The organism is Pseudomonas sp. p1(2021b) (assembly GCF_020151015.1).
Lineage (GTDB): Bacteria > Pseudomonadota > Gammaproteobacteria > Pseudomonadales > Pseudomonadaceae > Aquipseudomonas > Aquipseudomonas putida_K.
The window spans coordinates 4765598-4782400 of the sequence record NZ_CP083746.1 but is presented as its reverse complement, the minus strand read 5'-3'; the positions used below and the strand labels follow the sequence as shown (position 1 = coordinate 4782400).

Below are 16803 nucleotides of genomic sequence, written 5' to 3'. Positions count from 1 at the left end.
GTCTCAGGCAGCCTGTCGGGCAGTGATGAATGCCGCCAAGGTGGCGACATTGGTGAAATGGGAGCGGGTGTCCTTGGCGTCGGCATCGATCTTGATGCCAAAGCGTTTCTGCAGGGCCAGGCCGAGTTCGAGGGCATCTACCGAGTCCAGGCCCAGGCCTTCGCCGAACAGTGGCTGCTGGTCATCGATGTCCTGGACGCCGATGTCCTCCAGGCCCAGGGCGTCGATGATCAGTTGCTTGATGTCACGGTGCAGGTTGTGTGGATCGCTCATCGTCGGCGAGCTCCTTGAAGAAGTACTGGTGCAGGTAGTCGTTGAGGCGGCGCGAGGCCACCGGTGCCGGGCCCAGCGCGGCGAAGGTGGCCGGGTCGATGTCGGCGCCGACGCGCAGGCGAAAGTGCACGCGGCGGTGCGGGATGCGGTACCAGGGCTCATGTTTGGTCAGTGTGCTGGGGCTGACGCTGATCGTCACCGGTGTGATGATTTTCGCACCGCGCAGGGCGATGGCCGCGGCGCCACGATGAAAGGCCGGGGGCTGGCCGGGCGGGGTGCGGGTGCCTTCGGGGAAGATGATCAGCGGCTGGCCCTGGCGCAGGGTCGCGGCAGCGGTTTCCAGCATCTGCAGGCTGCCGTCGTTGCCGATATAGCCCGCTTCACGCACCGGGCCGCGGGTGAATGGGTTGTCGAACAGGCTCTGCTTCACCACACAATTGGCGTTGCGCGCCAGGCCGATGAGGAACACCACGTCGATCAGCGAGGGGTGGTTGGCGATGATCAGCTGGCCGGGGCGCCCCAGGCGCTCGGCCCCTTCCACCTCATAGGTCAGCACGCCGGTGACGCGCATGAAGCGGATGAAACGCCAGAACAGCCCGCCGATGGTGTGTCGGGCACGGCGCTGATGACGCGCCACGCCACCGGGCAGGCAGGCCAGCAACGGGAATACCAGCACGCGCAGGCACAGGCTGCCGACACCGAAAGCGGCGAAGCTCAGCGCGGTCGCCAGCAGGCGCCAGGGGTAGGCGTCCGTTGGCCTGTTCACGCGAGCCGAAGCCAGTTCCATGACCGCAGGGCTCCTGGGTGGGTGAGTCGGGCCTGACCGGTGAGCAGGTTCTTCAGCCAGTTCAGGGCGTGGGGCAGGGGGGCGGGTGTGGCGTTGCTGCCGGGGGCCATGTCCAGGCGCCACTGGCTACCCGGGGTGAGCAACAGGCCGAGGGCATAGCTGAAGGGCACATCTTCGACCGATGGGCTGTAGGCCTCGGGTGGCGTCTCCTCGGCCACGATCAGCAGCACTGCCGGTGCACCGTCGTGCAGCAGGCCGGCAGCCTCCAGCAGGCCTTGCTCGAAACCATCGCCTGCGGCGGCCAGGGCGGTCATCTCGCAGGTCTGGCCACGGATGATCGACCATAGCCCGATCACCGCGTTATGCACCGAGAGGCTGAACTGCGTGGGCGAAAGTGGCTGGCCCTGGGCGAGTTCACTGAGCATGGAGAAGGTGCGCGGGGTTTCGCCATGGCGTGAGGCGTATACCAGCGGCAGCGCGTCGTGGCCCTCGGCCAATGGCCAGCCGACGGCGAACGCCATGCGTGCCAACGGGCCCAGGCGCCTGCGTTGCAGGGCTGGCAGGAACGAAACGTCCGGCGCCGGGCCGTCGCCCTGCGGCAGTGACCTACCCTCGGCCCAGGCACGCCAGTCGGCAGGCGTCTGCAGGCCAGGGGCCCAGGCGCGCCATTGGCTGATGTTGAAAGTGATCACGATGTGTCTGGTTCCCGCCCTGAAAGACTTCCTTTGGCCAAGGAGTGCGTCGGAACAATGACCTGACAGGGATTGGTGCTCGTCGAGTGGCGCGCATTATCCCGGTGCAGGCGATCTGTAGCAAATACCCGTTGGACAATGGCAAACGGGCAAGTCGCCGGCTAGGGATGAAGGTTCTATCGTTTGCCGGCATTTTCCGATGAACGGTGTAAGCCATATATCGGCCTGCAGGTAGGAAGGTTGAGGCAGGCGGTACTGGTCATTGTCATGCGCGGGCCACATACTCGGGCATTCGTTGATACACGGAGGTCTCCCATGCGGCGCGTGGTATTCAATCAGAAAGGTGGCGTTGGCAAGTCGAGCATTGCCTGCAACCTGGCGGCGGTCAGCGCCAACGAAGGCTACCGGACCTTGCTGGTGGACTTGGATGCCCAGGCCAACTCGACCCAGTACCTCACCGGGCTCACCGGCGAAGACATCCCCATGGGTATCGCCGATTTCTTCAAGCAGACCCTGTCCAGCGGGCCGTTCGCCAAGAAGAACCGGGTGGATATCTACGAAACGCCGTTCGACAACCTGCACGTGGTCACCGCCACGCCGGAGTTGGCCGACCTGCAGCCCAAGCTCGAGGCCAAGCACAAGATCAACAAGCTGCGTAAGTTGCTCGACGAGCTCGACGAGGACTACGAGCGGATCTACATCGACACCCCACCTGCGTTGAACTTCTATGCCGTGTCCGCACTGATCGCTGCTGACCGCGTGTTGATTCCCTTCGATTGCGACAGCTTCTCGCGCCAGGCCCTGTACGGGCTGCTGGCGGAGATCGAGGAACTGCGGGACGACCACAACGAGGAGCTGGTGGTCGAAGGTATCGTCGTCAACCAGTTCCAGTCACGGGCCAGCCTGCCGCAGCAGATGCTCGACGAGCTGCTGGCCGAGGGCCTGCCGGTATTGCCGGTGTACCTGGGCAGTTCGGTGAAGATGCGCGAGTCGCACCACGCCAGCTTGCCGCTGATCCATCTGGAGCCGCGGCACAAGTTGACCCAGCAGTTTGTCGAGTTGCATGCGTTGCTCGAAGAAAACGCCTAGACCCCCTGGCTACGCAACCACTCCAGCAACGACTGGAGGGGAAATGCCCCGGCCTGGCGACCGACTTCGCGGCCGTTCCTGAACAGGATCAGGCTGGGGATCGAGCGGATGCCCAGCTGCCCGGCCAGGTTGCGGTTGGCCTCGCTGTCGAGCTTGGCCAGGCGGCAGCGGCCGGTGAGCTGGCGGGCGGCCTGTTCGAAGACCGGAGCGAAGGATGTGCACGGGCCGCACCAGTCGGCCCAGACATCGAGCAACAGGGGCAGGTCGCCTTTGATCTGGCTGGCGTAGCTGCGCTCGGTAAGGTCGAAGGGCTTGCCCAGCAGTACGTCCTGTTTGCAGCGGCCGCATTTGGGGGCATCGCCCAGTCGCTCGGACGGCAGGCGGTTGAGGCCGTTGCAGTGGGGGCAGGGGATTAGCATTGGGTCGGACATGGTGTTTCCTCTTCAAGTCTTGCGCGCCCCTTGGAGCGGCCTTGTGCCGCAATGGGGCGCGAAGCGGTCCTGATCCGGTAAGCGCGTTTTTCCTGATGCACCGCGTTCGCTGGTCCTAGGGCCGCTGCGCGCCCCATCGCGGCGCAAGGCCGCTCTACAGGGGAGCGTGATCATCAGGACGAGCAGCTGATTTCCAGGTGCTTGCCCCACTCGGGCGGGCGCTCGGCATAGGCTTGCATCCCCGGTTGCTCCTCGAATGGTTTGCACAGCACTTGGTGCAAGCGCCGCACTTCGCTGTAGTCCCCGGCTTCGGCCGCTTCGATGGCCTTTTGCGCCAGGTAGTTGCGCAGGATGTACAGTGGGTTGACCGCATGCATGCGCGCGCGCCGGCCTTCGGCATGGGTGGGTTCGCGTTCACAGCGGGCCAGGTAGTCCTGGCCCCACGCATCGAAACCGGCCAGGTCGATGAAGTCGTCGCGTACCACCTTCAGGGCCTCTGCCAGCGGTCGGTCGCCCAGCTTGCGGAAGAACAGGTTGTAGTCCACACCGCCGCTTTGCATGCGTTGCAGCAGGCGCTCGACCAGTGCCATGTCGTCGTCCTCGGCGGTGGTCAGGCCCAGGCGCCGGCGCATGAGGTCCAGGTAGTGGGCCTGGTACAGCGGCAGGAACAGCCCCAGGGCCTCCTTGAGCGGCTCCACTTCGATCACGGTGGTCAGGGCCTGGGCCAGGGCGCTCAGGTTCCAGTGGGCGATGGGCACCTGGTTGGAATAGCTGTAGCGGCCGCGGTCATCGGAGTGGTTGCAGATGAAGTTGGCGTCGAAATCGTCGAGGAAGGCGTATGGGCCGAAGTCGAAGGTGATGCCCAGGATCGACATGTTGTCGGTGTTCATCACCCCGTGGCAGAAACCGTAGGCCTGCCAGTAGGCGATCAGCTCGGCGTTGCGCTCGACGATGGTGCGGAACATCGCCAGGTACGGTTGCTCTGCATCCTGGCACTCGGGGTAGTGGTGTTCCAGCACATGGTCGATGAGCACCTTCTGCTGCTCGGGCTGGCGGGTGTAGTAGAAGTACTCGAAATGCCCGAAGCGGATGTGGCTCTGGGCCAGGCGCAGGAGCATGGCCGCGCTTTCACGGGTTTCGCGCCAGACCGTGGTGCTCGAGCCGATCACGCACACGGCGCGGCTGCTGGGGATGCCCAGGGCGTGCAAGGCCTCGGAGGCGAGGAATTCGCGGATCGATGAGCGCAGCACGGCGCGGCCGTCGCCCATGCGCGAATAGGGCGTCTGGCCGGCACCCTTGAGGTGCAGGTCCCAGTGCTCGCCGGCGTCGTTGAGGACTTCGCCCAGCAGCAGGCCACGGCCATCGCCCAGGCGTGGGTTGTAGGAGCCGAACTGGTGGCCGGAATAGACCATGGCACGCGGGTCGGCCTCTTCCCACAGCTTGTGGCCGCTGAACAGCTCGGCGAACACCGGCTGTTCGGCCTGGGCTGGGTCCAGGTCGAGCAGGGCCATGGCCGCCTCGCTGGCCACCACCAGGCGCGGCTCGGCGATGGGGTCGGGCAGCACCTCGGTGGAGAAGGCGTCGCCCAGGCGGGCGAAGCGGTTGTCGAAGGTCAGTTGGTCGAGGGCTTTCACGGGGCCTGCTCCTGGAGTCGATGCCAAAGGGGCTGCGGCCCGATCGCGGGGCAAGCCCGCTCCTACAAGGGGCGCATGGAGTCTGTAGGAGCGGGCTTGCCCCGCGAACGAGGGCGCAGCCCGCGCAAGGATTCTGCACAGAATAAAGTATTCGAGTGCACTCAGGCCGATGCAGTGCCATCCGGTTTCAGGTTTTCCGCCGGCACCAGCTGTTGCTTGCCACCCTTGGTGTCGATCAGGAACACCTCCACCTGGCGCACCGAGATCTTGATGCCATGGGCCTTGAATTCGCGGCTGATGTAGCGGTTGAGCTCATCGAGCGTCGGGTTGCGGTCGCCCAGGTCGCGCACGTGCATGCGCAGCTCATGGTCCAGCGAGCTCTCGCCGAAGTTGAGGAAGTACACGATCGGCTCCGGGTCCTTGAGTACCCGGGGGTTTTCATGGGCGCCCTTGAGCAGCAGGTCGCGCACCAGGTCCAGGTCCGAGCCGTAGTCGATGCCAAGCTTCAGGGTGACCCGGGTGACCGTGTCGGTCAGCGACCAGTTGATCAGCTGGCCGGTGATGAAGGTCTTGTTGGGGACGATGATGTCCTTGCGGTCGAAGTCGGTGATGGTGGTGGCACGGATGCGGATCTTGCTCACCGTGCCCGACAGGTTGCCGATGGTGATGGTGTCGCCGATGCGCACCGGGCGCTCGAAGAGAATCATGATGCCGGAGATGAAGTTGGCGAAGATCTCCTGCATGCCGAAACCCAGGCCCACCGAAAGCGCGGCCACCAGCCATTGCAGCTTGTCCCAGCTCACCCCCAGGGTCGAAAGGGTGCTGACGATGCCGACGCCGACGATGGTGTACGACAGCAGTGTGGTGGTGGCGTAGGCGCTGCCCTGGGCCAGGTTCAGGCGCGACAGCACCAGTACTTCCAGCAGGCCGGGCAAGTTGCCGGCCAGGGCGAAGGTGATGCCGACGATCACCAGGGCGCCGAGCAGGTCGCCGAGGCTGATCGGTACCATGCTCGCCGCCGCGCCGGTGCCGCTGCTGTATTCGTACAGGGTCACGTTGTTGAGGTAGGAGAACACGGTGATCAGGTCCGACCAGACCCAGTACAGGCCACCGATGAAGCCACCCAGCAAGGCCAGGCGGATCAGGCGCAGGGACTGCTGGTTGACCTGTTCGATGTCCAGGGTCGGCTCTTCGCTGATCACTTCGCCATCGAGCCCTTCCTTGGCGGCCTGGCGCTTGCTCAGCGCGCGTTGGTAGGCCAGGCGCCGCGCGGCCACCGAGAGGCCGCGCACGAACGCCGCCTCGATCACCAGCCAGAACAGCAGCAGGTACAAGGTGTAGATCAGCCGGTCGGTGAGCTTCAGGGCGGTGTAGTAGTAGCCGAAGCACACCGCCACGAACAGGGCGATGGGCAGCGCGGTGAAGGCCACCCCGACTGCCTTGCGGAACAGCGAGGTGTCGCGGTGCGCCGGGCTGCTGAGCAGCAGGCGGCTGAGCAGCCAGGCCATCAGGGCATAGCAGGTCAGGACCACGCCGATGCCCAGCACGTCGTCGGCCAGGGCCGAAGGCTGGTGCTCGGCCACCGCCACCACGCCGACCAGGGCCAGCACCACGGTACCCAGGCGGCGTACCCAGCCGCGCAGGAATTCGACCTGAGGCTTGTACCAGCGGAAGTGGATCTCGGCCACACCGCCGGGGGCGAGGATGCGGTAGGCGGTGTAGAACACCAGCCAGGCCTGGGCGATCTGCCACAGGGCGGCGCCCAGGTTGGCGTTCTGGCCCCGGGCGTCGATCTGCAGGGCGTAGCCGGCCAGCGCCAGGCCGAGGGCGACCGGCAGGGCCAGGAGAATGTTGATCAAGATCGCCTGGGGCGTGTGCCACTGGCTGTCGCGGCGGAAGTGGCCGATGTCCTGGTGCACCTTGCCCAGGCGCTGGTACAGGTACTTGCGTCGCCACAGCAGCGCGCCGATCACCAGCAACAACGGCAGGAACAGCAGCGGGCGCTGGACCAGGCCATCGGCCAGCTCCTTGATGCCCGAGCCCCACGGCAGGTTGGCCACTTGGTCGGCGAGGCGCTGCGGTACATAGCTCAGCCATTCCCAGTCCAGGGGCTTGTTGCTGGGGATCCAGAACATCTGCTCTTCCAGGGTGGTGCGCAGGTTCTGGGCGGTGCCGAGCAACTGCTTCTGGTTCAGCTGCAGGGTGATGGACTCGTTGAGCAAGGCCGACAGCTCACGGTTCAGGCGCTCGAGCAGGTCGCTGCGGGTGATCACCACTTCGAGCAAGGCCTTGCGCAGCTGGGGCGTGGCGTCTTCACCGGGCTGGTTGGCCAACAGCTTGTCGACATAGGTGGACGGGCTGCTGATCTGCTCGCGCTGCTGGTTGACCTCGAACTGGTACAGGCGGATGTCGGCGATCTGGTCGGCCAGGTCACGGTCGACCTTCAGGTGTGGCAGGGATTGCTTTTGCTTGTAGAGGATCTTCGACAGCAACAGGCTGCCCTTGAGCACGTCGATCTGCTCGTCCAGGGCCTGGTCGGCCTGGGTCAGGCTGTCGAGCTGCTGCTTGGTGCGCAGGTTCTGCTGGGTGACCTCGTTGAGGCGGTCGGTGCTTCTGAGCAGGTAATCGGAGAGCTTGAGGTTGGCCGTGCTTTCATTGGCCAGCAAGGTGCTGCCGCCAGCCTTCTGCGCCTCGATCGACTGCTGGGTGACGGTCTGCTGGGACTGGGCCAGGCGCTTGTCGTTGATTAACGTCTGCAAGTCCTGGATTTCCTGCTCCAGGCGCGTGGCGCGTTCGATCAAAAGGTCGTGGCGGGCGTTGCCCAGGTCCTGCAGCAGGCTGTTGCTGGCCATCTCCTGGCGGCGCAGCAGGATCCGGCTGTCGAGGGCGGCAAGCTCGGCGGCGAGCTGGTTGCGCAGGTCGGCGGTCAGCGGCTTGCCGTTGTCCTTGCCGCTCTTGAGGCTGTTGTTGATCTGCTGGATGCGCGTCTGGCTGCTGCTGATCTCGGCCTGGGCCCGCTCCGGGCGGGTCTGGGAATTGATGATCAGGCTGTTGGCCTCCGACAGCGCCTTTTGCAGGTCGCCCTGCTGGGCGCTGCGCTCGCCGAGCATCTGCTCGAGCTGGGGCACGCCCAGGCTTGCATAACGCTGGGCCACCGGCACGGTCTTGCTGTCCTTGAGCTTGGCGAGCTCACGCTGGCTTTCGCGGATCTCGTTGGGCGCGCTGGCGATCTGCTGCTTGAGGTCGGCCAGCTTGCGGGCGTTGTCCTCTTGGCTGGCTAGCAGGCTCAGGGTCTGTTCGAGCACCTGCTGCAGGGCCTTCTGCTCGGCTTCGGGCAGCTTGCGGTCGGCGATCTTGTCCAGGCTGCCCTGGATGCCGGCGGCGGTGGGCGCCTCGGCCGCAGAAGCCAGGAACGAAAGTGACAGGCACAGCCCGAGCAGGGCTGCGCTGAGAGTTGAACGCAGGGACATAGGCAGAATTCTTGTGAAACGAGGCAAATCGGAGTTTAGAGGAACAACCCGGGACCGGGGCGGGTACCTTCGGGGAATCTGACGCCCACTTTCTGGATCTTGTTCCCCTCCATGGTCGCCACGGTCCAGATCGTGCTGTTCCATTCGACCTGGTCGCCTACTACTGGAGCGCCTCCGACCTTTTGTCGGATGAACTGCGCCAGCGGCATTTTCGCGTCCAGGCCTTCGAGTTTCAGACCATAGAGCGCAGCCACCGCGCCGAGCTCGGCATCGCCTTCGAGCACGAAGTCACCGAAGAAGCGCAGGTCCAGGCCGCGTTGCGGTGCCTGGCTGAACAGTTTACCCAGGGCTGGCAGGTTATGTTCATGGCCGATCACACAGAGCATATCGCCGACCTCCAGTACCGTGCTGCCCGAGGGGTGCAGCAGTTGTTCACCGCGGAACAGTGCGGCGATACGCGTGCCCTCGGGCATCTTCAGCTCGCGCAGCGCGGCGCCGATGCACCATTTCTCGGCACCCAGGCGGTAGACGAACAGCTCCCATTCGCTGGTGATGTGCACTTCCAGGGCCGAGCGGGAGATCGGGGCCGGGTCCGGCGGCACCGTGACCTTCAGCAGCTTGGCCATCCACGGCAGGCTGGTGCCTTGCACCAGCAGCGATACCAGGACGATGAAGAATGCCAGGTTGAAGAACAGTTGGGCATCCGGCAGCCCGGCCATCAGCGGGAAGACGGCAAGGATGATGGGGACCGCGCCGCGCAGGCCTACCCAGGAAATGAACGCCTTCTCGCGGCCGTGGAAGGCCTTGAACGGCAACAGGCTGGCGACCACCGACAGCGGCCGGGCGAACAGGATCATCCACAGCGCCAGGCCCAGGGCCGGCAGGGCGATGGGCAACAGGTCGTGGGGGGTGACCAGCAGGCCCAGCACCAGGAACATGCCGATCTGCGCCAGCCAGGCCATGCCATCGAGCATGTGCAGGATGCCGTGGCGGCTGCGGATCGGCCGGTTGCCCAACACCAGGCCGCACAGGTACACGGCCAGGAAGCCGCTGCCATGCAGGGCGTTGGTCAGGGAGAACACCGCCAGGCCGCCGGCGATCACCAGGATCGGGTACAGGCCGCCGGCGAGGCTGATGCGGTTGACCAGTTGCAACATCAGCCAGCCGCCACCCAGGCCCAGCAGGCTGCCGATGCCGAACTCGCGCAGCAGGTGGGTGAGCAGGCTCCAGTGCAGGCCGGTCTGGCCGCTGGCGAGCATGTCGATGAGGGTGACGGTGAGAAATACCGCCATCGGGTCGTTGCTGCCCGACTCGATTTCCAGGGTGGCCGAGACCCGCTCGTTCAGGCCCTTGCCGCCGAGCAGCGAGAATACTGCGGCGGCGTCCGTGGAACCGACGATGGCACCGATCAACAAGCCTTGGATCAGGCTCAGGTCGAACAGCCAGGCGGCGACCATGCCTGTCAGGCCGGTGGTGATCAGCACGCCCACCGTGGCCAGCGACAAGGCCGGCCACAGGGCCACGCGAAAGCTGGCCACCCGGGTGCGCAGGCCGCCGTCGAGCAGGATCACGGCCAGGGCCAGGTTGCCCACCAGGTAGGCGGTCGGGTAGTTGTTGAAGATGATACCGCCACCATCGACCCCAGCAGCCATGCCGACGGCGAGGATGATGACCAGGATAGGGATGCCAAGGCGCGATGACAGCGAGCTGACCAGGATACTTGCCCCAACCAGCAGTGCGCCGATCAGGAACAGGCTGTTGATGGTGCTCGCATCCAAAGGCAGTACTCCGGTACATCGCGGGGGAAAGGGCAGGGCAGCGTTGACTAGCAGGTCGCGTGCCAATCGATTCTAACCTGATGAATTGGCCGCCTGTAAAGCGTTTCTGCAAATGAAAAAAGCACCGATCAAGGTGCTTTTCTCTGTGTTGCAGTGCCGACGCTATCGAGGGGCGAGCCCGCTCCTACAGGTGCAGCGCAGTCTTCAAGGGCAACGCGATCCTTGTAGGGCTTGCCCCGCCAAAGGGCCGCAAAGCGGCCCCAGGGTCTCAACCCTGCTTGACCTCACGCATCGGCTTGCCCTTGACCGGCGCGCCATTGGCCACGTAGTACTTGGCGGTGCTGCGCGGCAGCGGCTTGCGGCCACGGATCTTGTCCGAGATCTTCTCGGCGATCATGATCGTGGTGGCGTTGAGGTTGCCGGTGATGATGATCGGCATGATCGAAGCATCGACCACACGCAGGCCCTGCATGCCGTGCACGCGGCCTTCGCCATCCACCACCGCCATGTCGTCGGTGCCCATCTTGCACGAGCAGGACGGGTGGAAGGCGGTTTCGGCGTGCTCGCGGATGAACTTGTCCAGTTCCTCGTCGGTCTGCACGTGGGCGCCCGGGCTGATCTCGCGACCACGGTAGGGGTCCAGCGCCGGCTGGGCCATGATCTCGCGGGTCAGGCGGATGCCGTCACGGAACTCCTGCCAGTCCTGTTCGGTGGCCATGTAGTTGAACAGGATGCTTGGGTGCTGGCGTGGGTCCTTGGACTTGAGCTTGATGCGGCCGCGGCTTGGCGAGCGCATGGAACCCATGTGCGCCTGGAAGCCGTGCTCCTTCACGCCGTTCGAACCGTTGTAGTTGATGGCGACCGGCAGGAAGTGGTACTGGATGTTCGGCCATTCGAACTCAGGACGGGTACGGATGAAACCACCGGCCTCGAACTGGTTGCTGGCCCCGATGCCGGTACCGTTGAACAGCCACTCGGCACCAATGGCCGGCTGGTTCCACCACAGCAGCGAGGGGTACAGCGAGACCGGCTGGGTGCAGGCGTACTGCATGTACAGCTCCAGGTGGTCCTGCAGGTTCTCGCCGACGCCCGGCAGGTCGTGTACGACTGGGATGTCCAGGCTTTCCAGCAGTTCGCGCGGGCCGACGCCGGAGCGTTGCAGCAGCTGTGGCGAGGCGATGGCGCCGGAGCTGACGATCACTTCCTTGCGGGCGCGGGCTTCCATGCGCTCTTCGCTGTCGCCGACCAGGTAGGTCACGCCGATGGCGCGCTTGCCGTCGAACAGGACGCGGTCGGTCAGGGCATGGGTGACGATGGTCAGGTTCGGGCGCTTCTTGGCCTGGTCCAGGTAGCCGCGGGCGGTGCTGGCGCGACGGCCTTTCGGCGTCACGGTGCGGTCCATCGGGCCGAAGCCTTCCTGCTGATAGCCGTTGAGGTCTTCGGTGCGCGGGTAACCGGCCTGCACGCCGGCCTCGACCATGGCATGGAACAGCGGGTTGTTGCCGGCCTTGGGCGTGGTCACGCTGACCGGGCCGTCGCCGCCGTGGTAGTCGTTCGGGCCGATGTCACGGGTTTCGGCCTTGCGGAAGTACGGCAGGCAGTCCAGGTAGGTCCAGTCTTCCAGGCCTGGCAGTTTCGCCCAGCCGTCGAAGTCCATGGCGTTACCACGGATATAGCACATGCCGTTGATCAGCGAGGAACCGCCCAGGCCCTTGCCGCGACCGCATTCCATGCGACGGCCGCCCATGTGCGGCTCCGGGTCGGTCTCGTAGGCCCAGTTGTAGCGGCGGCCCTGCAGCGGGAAGGCCAGGGCGGCCGGCATCTGGGTGCGGAAGTCGAAGCGGTAGTCCGGGCCGCCGGCTTCGAGCAGCAGGACGGTGACGCCAGCGTCTTCGGTCAGGCGGGTCGCCAGGGTGTTACCGGCGGAACCGGCGCCGACGATGATGTAGTCGAATTCTTGGGACATTGAAGTACCCTCGTGTTAGCGGTGATCAGGGAGCGGAAACGCCCGTGCACGGCGGCACGGGCGTGGCTAGACAGGGTTTAGAAAACCGAGTTGTAGCCGCCCAGCTCGACCTGGACCGACTTGATGCGGGTGTACTGGGCCAGCGAGCTGACGCCGTTTTCACGGCCGACGCCCGACTGCTTGTAGCCACCGACCGGCATTTCGGCCGGGGACTCGCCCCAGGCATTGATCCAGCAGATACCGGCTTCGAGCTTGTGGATGATGCGGTGGGCACGGCTGATGTCGTTGGTGCACACGCCGGCGGCCAGGCCGTATTCGGTGTCGTTGGCGCGACGGATGGCTTCTTCTTCGGTTTCGTAGGTCAGGATGCTCATGACCGGGCCGAAGATTTCTTCCTTGACGATGGTCATGTCGTCGGTGCAGTCGGTGAAGACGGTCGGCGCGACGAAGGCGCCTTTGGCGAAATCACCGTCCATCAGACGCTCGCCACCGCACAGTACGCGCGCACCTTCTTCCTTGCCCTTGGCGATGTAGCCCAGGACGCTTTCCATGTGCGGGAAGCTGACCAGCGGACCGAAGTTGGTGTTCTCGTCTTCCGGGTTGCCAACGCGGATGCGGGCAACGCGCTCGGCGATCTTGGCTTCGAAGGCGGCCTTCATCGACGCCGGTACGAACACGCGGGTGCCGTTGGTGCAGACCTGGCCGGAGCTGTAGAAGTTGGCCATCATGGCGATGTCGGCGGCCTTGTCCAGGTCGGCGTCGTCGCAGATGATCAGCGGCGACTTGCCGCCCAGTTCCATGGTGACTTCCTTGAGCGTGGAGCTCGAAGCGCTGGCCATGACCTTCTTGCCGGTGGTGGTGCCGCCGGTGAAGGAGACTTTCTCGATGCGTGGGTGTTCGGTCAGCCAGGTGCCGACTTCACGGCCGCTGCCGGTCAGGACGTTGAACACGCCGTCAGGCAGGCCGGCTTCGGTGTAGATCTCGGCCAGTTTCAGGGTGGTCAGCGAGGTGACTTCCGAAGGCTTGAAGATCATGGCGTTGCCGGCGGCCAGGGCCGGGGCGGATTTCCACAGGGCGATCTGGATCGGGTAGTTCCAGGCGCCGATACCGGCGGTCACGCCCAGCGGCTCGCGGCGGGTGTAGACGAAGGAGCTTTCGCGCAGCGGGATCTGCTCGCCTTCGATGGCCGGTACCAGGCCTGCGTAGTATTCCAGCACGTCGGCGCCGGTGACGATGTCGACGTAGCGGGTTTCGGAGTACGACTTGCCGGTATCCAGGGTTTCCAGCATGGCCAGCTCGTCGTTGCGCTCGCGCAGGATATCGACGGCGCGGCGCAGGATGCGCGAACGCTGCATGGCGGTCATGGCAGCCCAGACTTTCTGGCCACGCTCGGCGCTTTCGACGGCCTTCTCGACGTCCGCCTGGGTGGCGCGCTGCACGTGGGCGAGGACTTCGCCGGTGGCCGGGTTGATGGCTTCGAAGGTAGCGTCGGAGCTAGCGTCGACATAACCACCATCAATATAGAGTTTTTGCGTTCCGAAACGGGCCATAGTGTCCTCGCAAGTGCAGTGTGTGGTTGGCTACCGCGTCACGCTCCTGCCTGCTCGGCAAGCGCTGCGCGCGAAGGTTCAGAGGCCTGGTCGGTTGTGCCCAGGGTCTGCTGTTTAGCCAGTTGTAGATCCATGTATTCGTAAGCAATCCGTATCGCCTGGTCGGTGTCGAATGCATCACCGGACAGCGCGCCACGCAGCCACAGGCCATCGATCAGGGCCGCCAGGCCGCGGGCAGCCTTGCGCGCATGGTAGAGCGGCAGGACGCGACGGAACTGGCAGCACAGGTTGGAATACAAGCGGTGGTCGTTGATCCGCTGCAACCTGTGCAAGTCTGGCTGGTGCATGCTGGAGGCCCAGAAGGCCAACCAGGTTTTCATTGCCGGGCCATTCACCTGGCTCGCATCGAAGTTGCCTTCGATGATCACTTTCAGGTGGGCACGCGGGCTGTCGTCCGTCAGTGCCTGGCGACGCGCCGCCACCCCTTCGTTGAGCATGCTCATGACGTAGCCCATCGTCGCTGCGATCAGGCCATTCTTGTCCCGAAAGTAGTGACTGATGATGCCGTTCGACACACCGGCCAAACGGGCAATCAGCGCAATGCTGGCATCTCCCAGGCCGACCTGATCGACAGCCTGTAGCGTGGCTTCGATCAACTGCTGGCGGCGGATGGGTTGCATACCGACCTTGGGCATCTTGCTATCTCCTCAGGCCTGCGATCAGACGACGAGCGGCTGCCTCGGCGAAGGCCAGTCTATTTTGTTTTGATTGAACGTTCAATCAATAAAGAATAAGCTCTGCGACAATTTGTGCCATTGACAGTTTTTCAGGCGGTCGAGAAGGCACGGATTGACACCCCAGGAAATCGCGTAACCCCCGGAATACAAGGCGTTGACGGGCATGAGCGATGCGAATGACAGATTCCGCCGGGCGGTCACAGGCCGAACGGGAAGCCCTTTGGAGCGGGCTGGAACTGTTTTTTTTGCAACGATTCGATTCGGGATCACGGTTTCCTAGGTGCATTTATAACACCTGACGCAGTGGGGCTATTCCACCATTTGCTTGGGAAACATCTGATTAGCCTTCACCCCGCACTTGCCCGGAGCATTCGTGCAATGAGTTCTGCCTCCCTAACCAAGCCTCCCGCCGAACGCGTGCGGGTCAACCGCGTGGTGTTCTACACCTCCGCCCTGCTGGTCCTCGCCTTGACTGCCTTGCTCATCGCGGTTCCTGAAACAGCTGGCCATGTGCTGGGCATTGCCCAGAAATGGCTGACCCGCACCTTCGGCTGGTACTACATGCTGGTGATCTGCGGTTACCTGCTGTTCGTCGTCTACCTGGCCTTCTCCGACTACGGCAAGCTCAAGCTGGGCGGCAAGGACGACCAGCCTGACTTCAGCTACGGCGCCTGGGCCGGCATGCTGTTCTCCTCCGGTATCGGTATCTCGTTGCTGTACTTTGGCGCATCCGAGCCGCTGGACCACTACTTCAACCCGCCAGAGGGCACCTCGGCCAGCCTCGAGGCCGCGCGCCAGGGCCTGCAGCTGACCTTCCTGCACTGGGGCCTGCACGGCTGGGCGATCTACGCCCTGGTCGGCCTGGCCGTGGGGTACTTCGCCTATCGCCACAACCAGCCGCTGGCACTGCGCTCGGCGCTGTACCCGCTGGTCGGCGAGCGTTGGGTCAAGGGGGCCGCGGGCAACGCCGTGGACATCTTCGGCATGTTCGTCACCCTGTTGGGCCTGGTCACCAACTTAGGGATAGGCTCGATGCAGGTGGCCTCGGGCCTGGAGTACCTGTTCGGCATCGACCACAGCAAGACCAACCTGCTGGCGGTCATCCTGGTCATGGCCGGTGTTGCCACCGTAGCGGCGGTATCGGGCGTGGAGAACGGCATCCGCCGCCTGTCCAACCTGAACATCATCCTGTTCAGCGGCCTGCTGATCTTCGTGCTGCTCGGCGGCCAGACCCTGCACCTGCTCAACGCCTTCGTGCAGAACATCGGCGACTACCTCAACGGCCTGGTGCTCAAGACCTTCGACCTCTATGTCTATGAAGGCGAGGCGGGCAAGTCCGAGCGCTGGCTGGGCCTGTGGACCGTGTTCTACTGGGCCTGGTGGATTTCCTGGGGCCCGTTCGTCGGCATGTTCATCGCCCGTATCTCCAAGGGCCGTACCGTGCGCCAGCTGGTGACCGGCGTGCTGCTGATTCCGCTGGGCTTCACCCTGGCCTGGCTGTCGATCTTCGGCAACACCGCGCTGGACCTGGTGATCAACCAGGGCGCCGTGGAACTGGGCAAGACGGCGCTCGAGCAGCCTTCGATGTCGATCTACCAGCTGCTGGAATACTTCCCGGCCGCCAAGATCGTCATCGGTGTAGCGGTATTCGTCGGCTTCGTGCTGTTCCTCACCCCGGCCGACTCGGGCGCGGTGATGATGGCCAACCTGTCGTGCAAAGGCGGCAAGGTGGACGAAGATGCGCCGCACTGGATGGTGGTGTTCTGGTCGGTGGTCATCACGCTGGTCACCATCGGCCTGCTGTTTGCCGGTAACTTCGAAGCCATGCAGACCATGGTGGTGCTGGCTGGCCTGCCGTTCTCGGTGGTGCTGGTGCTGTTCATGTTCGGCCTGTACAAGGCCATGAAGCAGGACGTGGCCGTCGAGCAGGAGCGCGCCGAGCTGGCTGCCCGCGGCCGCCGTGGCTTCAGCGAGCGCTTGAGCCAGATGGACCTGCAGCCGACCCAGGCCGTGGTCCAGCGTTTCATGGACAAGTACGTGAGCCCGGCGCTCAAGGACGCCGCCGCGCAGATGCGCCTGCAAGGCTTCGAGGTCGAGGCCCGTGCCGGTCACTCGCGTAACCTGATGGGCCTGCGGGTGATGATGGAAGAGGGCAACCCGTTCGTCTATGAAGTCAGCCTTGACGGCTACCAGGCCGCGCCGAGCGAGGCGCAGGTCGAAGGGGCGCCGGAAGTGCCCCAGCGCTTCTACCGTGCTGAGGTGTACCTGCACGATGGCAGCCAGGAATACGACCTGATGGGCTTCACGCCTGAGCAGATCGTGCGCGATGTGCTGGATCAGTTCGAGAGCCATCGCCAGCTGTTGGGCCGTGTGTATAGCTGATACGGCTTGATGCG

General features: G+C 64.5%; 12 protein-coding genes. 2 read left to right on the top strand and 10 right to left on the bottom strand.

The annotated features are described in order from the left end of the window. Nucleotides 1-3: 3 nt before the first annotated feature. The 3 genes from K8374_RS22180 to K8374_RS22170 are packed head-to-tail and all read right to left on the bottom strand — an operon-like array spanning nucleotide 4 to nucleotide 1752. Nucleotides 4-273: a phosphopantetheine-binding protein gene (locus tag K8374_RS22180; RefSeq protein WP_084853900.1), complete on the bottom strand. Its 270-nt coding sequence runs from the start codon at nucleotides 271-273 to the stop codon at nucleotides 4-6. Then, nucleotides 245-1060, bottom strand: a complete 816-nt coding sequence (locus tag K8374_RS22175; protein ID WP_224457215.1) for a lysophospholipid acyltransferase family protein — start codon at nucleotides 1058-1060, stop codon at nucleotides 245-247. Before K8374_RS22175 ends, K8374_RS22180 begins: the two co-directional genes overlap by 29 nt. Further along, nucleotides 1036-1752 carry a beta-ketoacyl synthase chain length factor gene (locus K8374_RS22170; RefSeq protein WP_224457214.1) on the bottom strand — a complete coding sequence of 239 codons (717 nt, stop codon included), beginning with the start codon at nucleotides 1750-1752 and terminating at the stop codon, nucleotides 1036-1038. The genes K8374_RS22175 and K8374_RS22170 overlap by 25 nt, the downstream gene beginning before the upstream one ends. 315 nt (nucleotides 1753-2067) lie before the next feature. On the opposite strand from K8374_RS22170, the gene K8374_RS22165 reads away from it, so the two are divergent. Then, nucleotides 2068-2841 carry a ParA family protein gene (locus K8374_RS22165; RefSeq protein ID WP_224457213.1) on the top strand — a complete coding sequence of 258 codons (774 nt, stop codon included), beginning with the start codon at nucleotides 2068-2070 and terminating at the stop codon, nucleotides 2839-2841. On the opposite strand, the gene trxC is transcribed toward K8374_RS22165, so the two are convergent. The 7 genes from trxC to betI form a co-directional block, all read right to left on the bottom strand. Beyond that, nucleotides 2838-3272, bottom strand: coding sequence for a thioredoxin TrxC (gene trxC / locus K8374_RS22160; RefSeq protein ID WP_224457212.1), 435 nt, complete (start codon nucleotides 3270-3272; stop codon nucleotides 2838-2840). The genes K8374_RS22165 and trxC overlap by 4 nt on opposite strands. 173 nt (nucleotides 3273-3445) lie before the next feature. Then, nucleotides 3446-4906 carry a protein adenylyltransferase SelO gene (gene selO, locus K8374_RS22155; protein WP_224457211.1) on the bottom strand — a complete coding sequence of 487 codons (1461 nt, stop codon included), beginning with the start codon at nucleotides 4904-4906 and terminating at the stop codon, nucleotides 3446-3448. A gap of 161 nt (nucleotides 4907-5067) precedes the next feature. Then, nucleotides 5068-8376: a mechanosensitive channel MscK gene (gene mscK, locus K8374_RS22150; protein ID WP_224457210.1), complete on the bottom strand. Its 3309-nt coding sequence runs from the start codon at nucleotides 8374-8376 to the stop codon at nucleotides 5068-5070. A gap of 35 nt (nucleotides 8377-8411) precedes the next feature. Next, nucleotides 8412-10154 (bottom strand): potassium/proton antiporter, encoded by a 1743-nt coding sequence (locus K8374_RS22145; RefSeq protein ID WP_224457209.1) that lies wholly within the window; start codon nucleotides 10152-10154, stop codon nucleotides 8412-8414. Nucleotides 10155-10422: 268 nt separating this feature from the next. Then, the gene (gene betA / locus K8374_RS22140) at nucleotides 10423-12120 is read right to left on the bottom strand and encodes a choline dehydrogenase (protein WP_224457208.1); all 1698 of its coding nucleotides are present in this window, start codon (nucleotides 12118-12120) and stop codon (nucleotides 10423-10425) included. 77 nt (nucleotides 12121-12197) lie between these two features. Then, the gene (gene betB / locus K8374_RS22135) at nucleotides 12198-13670 is read right to left on the bottom strand and encodes a betaine-aldehyde dehydrogenase (RefSeq protein WP_084853913.1); all 1473 of its coding nucleotides are present in this window, start codon (nucleotides 13668-13670) and stop codon (nucleotides 12198-12200) included. A gap of 38 nt (nucleotides 13671-13708) precedes the next feature. Beyond that, nucleotides 13709-14365, bottom strand: coding sequence for a transcriptional regulator BetI (gene betI, locus K8374_RS22130; protein ID WP_224457207.1), 657 nt, complete (start codon nucleotides 14363-14365; stop codon nucleotides 13709-13711). A gap of 420 nt (nucleotides 14366-14785) precedes the next feature. Here betI and K8374_RS22125 point away from each other — a divergent pair, with 420 nt between their 5' ends. After that, on the top strand, nucleotides 14786-16789 hold the full coding sequence (locus K8374_RS22125; protein ID WP_411969566.1) for a BCCT family transporter: 2004 nt from the start codon (nucleotides 14786-14788) through the stop codon (nucleotides 16787-16789). Nucleotides 16790-16803 lie beyond the last annotated feature (14 nt).